The 7081-nt window shown below is 66.6% G+C and carries 8 protein-coding genes; all 8 read left to right on the forward strand.

The genetic code is table 11. From position 1 onward, the window contains the following. On the forward strand, nt 1-932 hold a 932-nt coding region (locus tag KDB67_RS08240; protein WP_366851955.1), incomplete at its 5' end, for an MlaD family protein. Further along, complete coding sequence (locus KDB67_RS08245; RefSeq protein WP_291014665.1) at nt 929-1897, forward strand: MlaD family protein; 969 nt, start codon at nt 929-931, stop codon at nt 1895-1897. The genes KDB67_RS08240 and KDB67_RS08245, both read left to right, overlap by 4 nt. Before the next feature lies 1 nt (nt 1898). Then, a complete protein-coding gene (locus KDB67_RS08250) occupies nt 1899-2720 on the forward strand; it encodes a hypothetical protein (protein WP_291014667.1) in 822 nt (273 codons plus the stop codon). A gap of 94 nt (nt 2721-2814) precedes the next feature. After that, nucleotides 2815-4308, forward strand: a complete 1494-nt coding sequence (locus KDB67_RS08255; RefSeq protein ID WP_291014669.1) for an acetyl-CoA acetyltransferase — start codon at nt 2815-2817, stop codon at nt 4306-4308. 51 nt (nt 4309-4359) lie between these two features. Further along, nucleotides 4360-4692 (forward strand): hypothetical protein, encoded by a 333-nt coding sequence (locus KDB67_RS08260; protein WP_291014671.1) that lies wholly within the window; start codon nt 4360-4362, stop codon nt 4690-4692. Then, entirely contained in the window at nt 4689-5117 is a 429-nt protein-coding gene (locus KDB67_RS08265; RefSeq protein WP_291014673.1) for a zinc ribbon domain-containing protein, read from the forward strand. Before KDB67_RS08260 ends, KDB67_RS08265 begins: the two co-directional genes overlap by 4 nt. Continuing rightward, nucleotides 5114-6301 carry a transporter gene (locus tag KDB67_RS08270; protein ID WP_291014675.1) on the forward strand — a complete coding sequence of 396 codons (1188 nt, stop codon included), beginning with the start codon at nt 5114-5116 and terminating at the stop codon, nt 6299-6301. Before KDB67_RS08265 ends, KDB67_RS08270 begins: the two co-directional genes overlap by 4 nt. Before the next feature lie 35 nt (nt 6302-6336). Then, nucleotides 6337-7081 (forward strand): aldehyde dehydrogenase family protein (locus KDB67_RS08275; RefSeq protein WP_291014678.1); only part of this gene is annotated, 745 nt, incomplete at its 3' end.

Raw genomic sequence — 7081 nt, forward strand, 5'->3', positions numbered from 1 at the left:
CGCTGAGCCCCAACCGGCTGCCGTCGGTGAAGGCCGGCGTCAGCAACGACTACGAGGTGACGCTGAAGTTCGCCAGCGTGCTCAACCTCCCCACCGGTGCCGACGTGATGATGAACGGCCTGCAGGTCGGTCGGGTCACCGCGCTCAACGAAACCGCCGACGGCGTCGACGTCGTCGTCGGGCTCACCAAATCCCGTCCTGTACCGGCAAACTCGTCGGCCGTCATCCGCCAGAACACACCGCTGGGCGACACCTATCTCGGGCTGACCCCCGACACGAATGCGGTGACCACCGAATACCTGCGTGACGGTTCGGTCATCCCGCAGGAGCGCACCACGTCGCCGCCCACGCTGGAGGACACGATCGCGGTCCTGGCCTACTTCGTCAACGGCGGCACCATCCAGAAGGTCCAGGACACGATGGGCACCCTCAACAAGGTGCTGCCGAAGGTCAAGGACGTGCGCAGGCTGGCGACCACGGTGGCCAAGGACCTCGATGATCTGGCCGACAACACCGACGAGATCGACCGGACCCTGACCGGGCTCGACAATGTGGCCAAGTCGTTCCCGGCGAGTGCCACCTACATCGAGCACGTGTTCTCCGCCGGCGGTGTGCACTACTTCGAGACCGTGGCATACACACTGCTGCGCCACATCGCCACACTCCTGCCGTCGGTGGGCAAGGTGTTCACCGGTGGTCTGTGGGCCTCGCCGCTGCTCAATTCGCTCGCCGACACCCTCGAAACGGCCAAACCGATGTGGCCGGCCGGTGACGGAACGCTCAAGGCCACCAACAGCTTCCTCGGTGACACCCTCCTGCCGTTCCTGAAGAATCCGAAGGTGACGGTGACGTCGGTGAAGGCATCGGGGAGCAACAAACAGCTGCTGGGCGACACCATCACAGTGCTGCGGATTCTGGGGGTCTTGCAATGATCACGAAGACTCGGGTGTCGGTGGTGGCCATGCTGGTCATCCTGGGGGTGTCGATCGCGTACATCTTCAATGTCGGCCTGCACATCAAGACAATCGGTGCCAAACACGCCACGATCACCGTGCCGGACACCAACGGAATCCTGGTGGGTTCACGGGTTCTGTTGCGGGGCATCGAGATCGGTCACGTCACCGATATCTCGCAAAGCGTCGAGGGGGCCCGGATCACCTGGGACTACGACAAATCGACGAAGATCCCGCTCGACAGCCGGTACCGCGTGGACAACCTGTCCGCGCTGGGGGAGGCCTATGTGTCGGTGTTGCCGGCAGTGGCGACCGGTCCGTATCTGCAGAACAACGCACGGGTCGATACCGGCCATGTGGAAGTGACCTCGACCTTCAAGGATCTGTCCGAGCAGGTCACCAAGATCCTCACCCAGGTGGACGCGGACAAGGTAGCTCGGGTGTTCCGCGAGCTTGACGCGGGTCTGCCGGAGAACATCGAGGTGCTCGATGACCTCAACAAGGTCGGCACCCTGCTGACCAAGGAACTCCTGCGCAACCAGGATTCACTGCGGACCCTGTTGCAGACGATGCAGCCGTTGCTGATGCGCTCGGGTCCGCTGCCCAAGGATCTGGCGGAACTGACACCCAAGGTGTTCGATTTCACGGCGTTGTTCAGTTACATGATGCACGGTGTCAAGGACGCGATCGACTGGTCGGGGCCGATGGTCGTCGGTATCAACAACGGTGCGACGCCGTTGGTCGCGATGCTGCAGGAGTTCCTCGACACCAGTTCCGGCGACATCAAGGTCATCGGCGACAATCTGCTGCCGCTGGCCACGGCTGGTGCGGCGTCGCTGCGCACCGTCGACACCGGCAAACTGCTCGATCAACTCATCGCCTCCGCCAACGGAGGTGCCCTCACCATCCGAATCAGCCCGCCCAATAAGACAGGAGGTCGCTGAGATGAGTGCTGCGACCGACACCCGCTCGTCCACACCCGACGACGACGGCGCCGCCCCGACCAGTTCTGCGGCAGACAGTTCCGGCGACGCGAAATCGGAATCGGCGGGTACGGAAAAGCCGGTGAGTCAGGAAAAGGACTCTGCCGGCCGTGGGCGGGGCACAGTGACCCTGTCGGTGCGGACGTTGCTCATCGGGCTCGGTGCGGCGGCGGTCGTCATCGCCGGCGCCGTGCTCATCTGGCTCGTGGTGGACAAGGCGGGTCAGATCGACGATCTGAATTCGGCCGCCAAGGACAAGGCACACGCCGAGCAGGTGGCACTCGACTACGCCACCGGTGCGGCGAACATGAGCTACGAGGACACCCAGGGCTGGCTGACGCGGCTGACCGACAACACGACGCCGGAGCTGTCGGCCAAACTGCGCAACGCCGCGAGCCAGATGGAGCAGTTGCTGCGTCCCATGCAGTGGTCGTCGACCTCGACGCCGATCACCGCGAAGGTCGAATCGGTGGACGGCAATGTCTACCAGGTGGACGCCTTCGTTCAGATCGTGACCAAGAATGTGCAGACTTCGGCGTCGGGTATCGACACCACCGCGACGTACAAACTGACGATCGACAAGGACCAGGGCTGGAAGATCACCGCCATCACCAGCAACGGCACCAATTTCGACGCAGACGGTGCCAGTCCAGAAGGCAACAACACAGAAGGCAACAACGCAGGGGGAAGTGGCGCGGGCACCGCCGGCGATCAGAAGCAGCAGGCACCGAAGCAGTCGACCCCGGCTGGGCAGAACGCGGGCGGGCAGAACGCGGGCAACTGAGCCCGCCCGGCCTCTCACATATCTAAATGAATTAGATTAGTGAGAGTTCCGGCGCGATGTTCGGGTGCGCTGCACAGTGATGGAGGAGAGATCCATGAGCCTGGACCCACGAACCCCGGTGCTGGTCGGCGGTGGCCAGATCAACGGCCACGACGGCGCGGAGCCGGTCGATCTGATGGCCGCGGCGGCCCGCGCGGCGGCCGCGGAGGCGGGGTCGGAGCGGCTGCTAGAACAGGTGGACACGGTGTGGGTCGTCAGGTTGTTGTCCTGGCGTTATCGCGACCCCGGACTGCTGGTGGCCGAGCGTGTCGGCGCCGCGTCGAGCCTGCGCCGCACCGGCTACTCGGGTAACGGTGGCAGCACCCCGCAGGTGATGGTCAATGCCGCCGCGGCCGACATTCTGGCCGGCCGGGCCGACGTCGTCCTGATCGGCGGCGCCGAATCCTGGCGCACCCGGATGAAGTTCAGTGCCGCCGGTGAGCGTCCGGTGTGGACCAAGCAGGACGAGTCCGTCTTGCCGGCGCCGATCATCGTCCCGGATGTGCCGATGGAGGCCGAGAGCGAGCGGCGCGTCGGTATCGACCGGCCCTCTTACGTGTATCCGCTGTTCGATCAGGCGCGCCGGATCTCGGCCGGTCAGTCCATCGCCGACCACGCGCAGGAGATCGGGCGGCTGTGGTCGTCCTTCAGCAGGGTCGCGGCCGGCAATCCGCACGCATGGGTGCGCAAGGAATACGGTCCGGACGAGCTGATCACTCCGTCGCCCGGTAACCGGATGATCGCCTCGCCGTACCCCAAGCTGCTCAATTCGAACAATATGGTCGACCAGGGCGCGGCGCTGCTGATGTGTTCGGTGGCGAAGGCTCGTGAACTCGGCATCGATCCGGCGACGTGGGTGTTCCCGCATGCGGGAACCGAAGCCCACGACACGGACGCGATCGCGGCTCGCGGGGCGCTCGACCGCTCGCCGGCGATCAGGATCGGTGCGCGCGAAGCACTCGCCGCGGCCGGCCTGGGCATCGGCGATATCGAATTCATCGACATCTACTCGTGTTTCCCGTCCGCGGTGGCCGTCGCGGCGGCCGAGATCGGTCTGCCGCTCGACGATCCCGCGCGCCCGCTCACCTGTACCGGGGGGCTGACCTTCGCCGGTGGGCCGTGGAACAACTACAGCACCCATGCCATCGCGACGGTGACGACGCGTTTGCGGGAAAATCCGGGTTCGTACGGGCTGGTGACGGCCAACAGTGGTTACCTCACCAAACATGCCTTCGGGATCTACGGCGCCACGCCGCCGGCGGAGCCGTTCGCACGCCGGGACGTCCAGGAACTCGTCGACGCCGAGCCGGTGGCCACCGAGCTGGTCTCGTACGCGGGTGCGGCCCGCATCGAATCCTGGACCGTGGTGTACGGACGGGACGGGCTGCCCGAGAAGGCTTTCGTGGCCGCCGCCCCCCGGGACGGGGAGCGCGCGCTCGCCGTGGTGACCGGGGCCGACGACGTCGCGGTGTTGGCCGCCGAGGATGTGGCGGGACGGTCCGTGACCATAGGTGAGGACGGCGGCGCGGTCCTCGGTTGCTCGAATTAATCTAATTACGTAAGGTTTAACCAATTGTGACCGATGCGGGATGGTGGTCGAATGACAAACGATGACAGTGTGAACGAGGAGTTCGGGCAGTTGTACGCCCGGCATGTGGCCGGTGTCGCGGCCGGTGACAACAAGGCGGTGCTCGCGGACATGGTGCAGGCCAACCTGCCCACCGTCTTCTACGGCGTAGACGTTCCACGGGGCGCGATCGACTCCTATGAGATCGTCGGGATCCGGGCCGACGGCGACCGGATGGTGGGCGAGACGATCTACCGTACGGCGTCCGGGGTGATCGGGCTGCGGTCGATCTGGGAACGGCACGGCGACAGCTGGCTCGCCGCCGAACTGGCGAACTTCCCTGTCGCCGAAGGAGTTACGTCATGACCGCCGAAGTGCCCTGGGGTCCGATGGCCGACGGTCTCGACCAGCCGTACTGGGACGGGCTCGTCGCCGGCGAACTCCGGCTCCAGCGCTGCGCGGACTGCCGCAGCTGGATCTGGGGACCGCAGTCGGTGTGCGCGCAGTGCCACGGATTCGACATCGATTGGGAGAGTGTCGAAGCGGCCGGAACGATCTACAGCTGGAGCCGCAGCTGGTACCCCTACATCAGCGAGCTCGGTGGCGATCTGCCGTACATCAGTGTGCTGGTGGAACTTCCGCATGCCGGCGGCCGCCGGGTGCTGGGCATGCTCGTCGATGATCCGCAGCGCACGCCGAAGATCGGGGATCGGGTTGTCGGCACGGTACGCACCCGGCCCGGTGAACCATGGCCGCTGCTGCGCTGGACCAGGGAAGAAGTGGCCGCATGACCCGCGGAATCAGGGGCGCGAGCGCCGTCGTCGGCGTTGCCGAAAGACATTACCGCCGTGGACAATCTCCCGACAGTGAGCAGGTGATGACGCTTCACGCGATCCTCGACGCCTGCGCCGACGCGGGTGTGTCGCCGCGCGAGATCGACGGATTCGTCTCGTACGCGGGCGGATCCAACGACGGACCGATCCTCGGCGACGCCCTGGGCATCGACGAGCTGCGCTGGTCCAACATGATGTGGGGCGGTGGCGGTGGCAGCGTCGCCGCGGCGATCACCAACGCCGCCACCGCCATCGCCGGCGGGCAGGCCGATGTGGTGGCCGTGTACCGCGCGATGTCGCAGGCCGATACCGGCCGCCTCGGCTACGCCAAATACCACTACGGGCCGCACTTCCTGGCGCACGGCGTCGGCTCGCCCGCGCAGATCTGCGCCATGCGCACCCAGCGGATGCTCGAACACGACGGCGTGCCCCGTGACGCGCTGCGGGCACTGGTGCTGGCGGCCTACCAGCACGCGCAGCAAAATCCGACCGCGCAAGCCTACGGCAAGCCGCTCGACGAGGACGCCTACGAGTCCTCGCGGCTGATCGCCGAACCCTTCCACCTGTTCGACTGCTCACGCGAAAGCGACGGCGCCGTGGCGCTGATCCTGGTATCGGCCGAGCGCGCCCGTGATCTGCGGCCCGACCCGGTGTACGTGCTGGCCGGTGCCCAGGGATCACCCGGCGGATACTGCGAGGGCATCGACAACGACGTGCAGTACTCGACGGCCGGATTCGGCCCGGCGAACAACGGTAAACCCGGTGTGGCCGAACGACTCTGGCGGTCGGCAGGGCTGGGGCCGAACGACGTCGACGTCGTGCAGGTGTACGAGAACTTCTCCGGACCCGCTGTCGCCGCGCTCATCGACCACGGGCTGTGCCCACCCGGCGAGGCCGCCGGCGGGGTGCTCACCGTCGAGAACCTCACCGCCCCATTCGGAAAGCTGCCCGTCAACACCAGTGGCGGCAATCTGGCCGACGCCTTTGTCAACGGACTCAACCTGGCGGTGGAGGCGGTACGGCAGATCCGCGGCACCTCCACCAATCAGGTTGCCGGGGCGCGGACTTCGCTGTTCATCGGCGGCCCGATGGCGCCGCTGGTCTCCTCGGTCCTGTTCAGTCACCCCGATGTCCTCCGCTGAGTCCCGCAGTCAGCCCGGATCGTAAGGAACACAACATGATCGACCGGCCACAACTGTTCATCGGGGGAGCCTGGACCACCCCGTCCACCTCCGCGCACCACGACGTGATCGAGGCGGCCACCGAGAAGCCGCTGGGAACCGTCGCACTGGCGGCGCCCGCCGATATCGATGCGGCGGTGCAGTCCGCCCGCACCGCATTCGCCGGCCCGTGGCGCGGACTGACCGCCGACGAGCGTGCCGACGTCCTCGACGCCTTTGCCGCCGCGCTGCGCGCCCGCGCCCGCGACACCGCCATGCTGGTGAGCCGCGAGAACGGAATGCCGATCTCACTGTCCAAGGGCGCCAATGGAATCGCCCCCGCATCGATCATCGCCTACTACGCGGGGCTGATCCGGAAGGGCTCCACACAGGACACCCGCGCCGGTGTGTTCGGCGGCCGGACCGTGGTCCGCCGCGAACCCGTCGGCGTGGTCGCCGCCATCACCCCGTGGAACTACCCGCAGGCGCTCGCGGCGATGAAGATCGGGCCCGCGCTGGCCGCCGGCTGCACGGTGGTCCTCAAACCGGCACCCGAAACAGCCCTGGACGCATACGTGTTCGCCGATGCGGCCGTCGAGGCCGGACTGCCCGCCGGAGTGATCAACGTCGTCCCCGCCGATCGCGACGAAAGTGCTTATCTCGTCGCACATCCCGGCATCGACAAGGTCGCGTTCACCGGATCGACCGGGGCGGGCCGGGCCATCGGTGAGGTGTGCGGGCGGCTGCTGCGGCCGGTGACAC

Source organism: Gordonia sp. (in: high G+C Gram-positive bacteria) (assembly GCF_020438995.1).
Lineage (GTDB): Bacteria > Actinomycetota > Actinomycetes > Mycobacteriales > Mycobacteriaceae > Gordonia.

What these genes read in the sequence shown, in the direction of transcription:
- KDB67_RS08245 (WP_291014665.1), top strand. Translation starts at nt 929, where the DNA reads ATGATCACGAAGACTCGGGTGTCGGTGGTGGCCATGCTGGTCATCCTG.
- KDB67_RS08250 (WP_291014667.1), top strand. Translation starts at nt 1,899, where the DNA reads ATGAGTGCTGCGACCGACACCCGCTCGTCCACACCCGACGACGACGGC.
- KDB67_RS08255 (WP_291014669.1), top strand. Translation starts at nt 2,815, where the DNA reads ATGAGCCTGGACCCACGAACCCCGGTGCTGGTCGGCGGTGGCCAGATC.
- KDB67_RS08260 (WP_291014671.1), top strand. Translation starts at nt 4,360, where the DNA reads ATGACAAACGATGACAGTGTGAACGAGGAGTTCGGGCAGTTGTACGCC.
- KDB67_RS08265 (WP_291014673.1), top strand. Translation starts at nt 4,689, where the DNA reads ATGACCGCCGAAGTGCCCTGGGGTCCGATGGCCGACGGTCTCGACCAG.
- KDB67_RS08270 (WP_291014675.1), top strand. Translation starts at nt 5,114, where the DNA reads ATGACCCGCGGAATCAGGGGCGCGAGCGCCGTCGTCGGCGTTGCCGAA.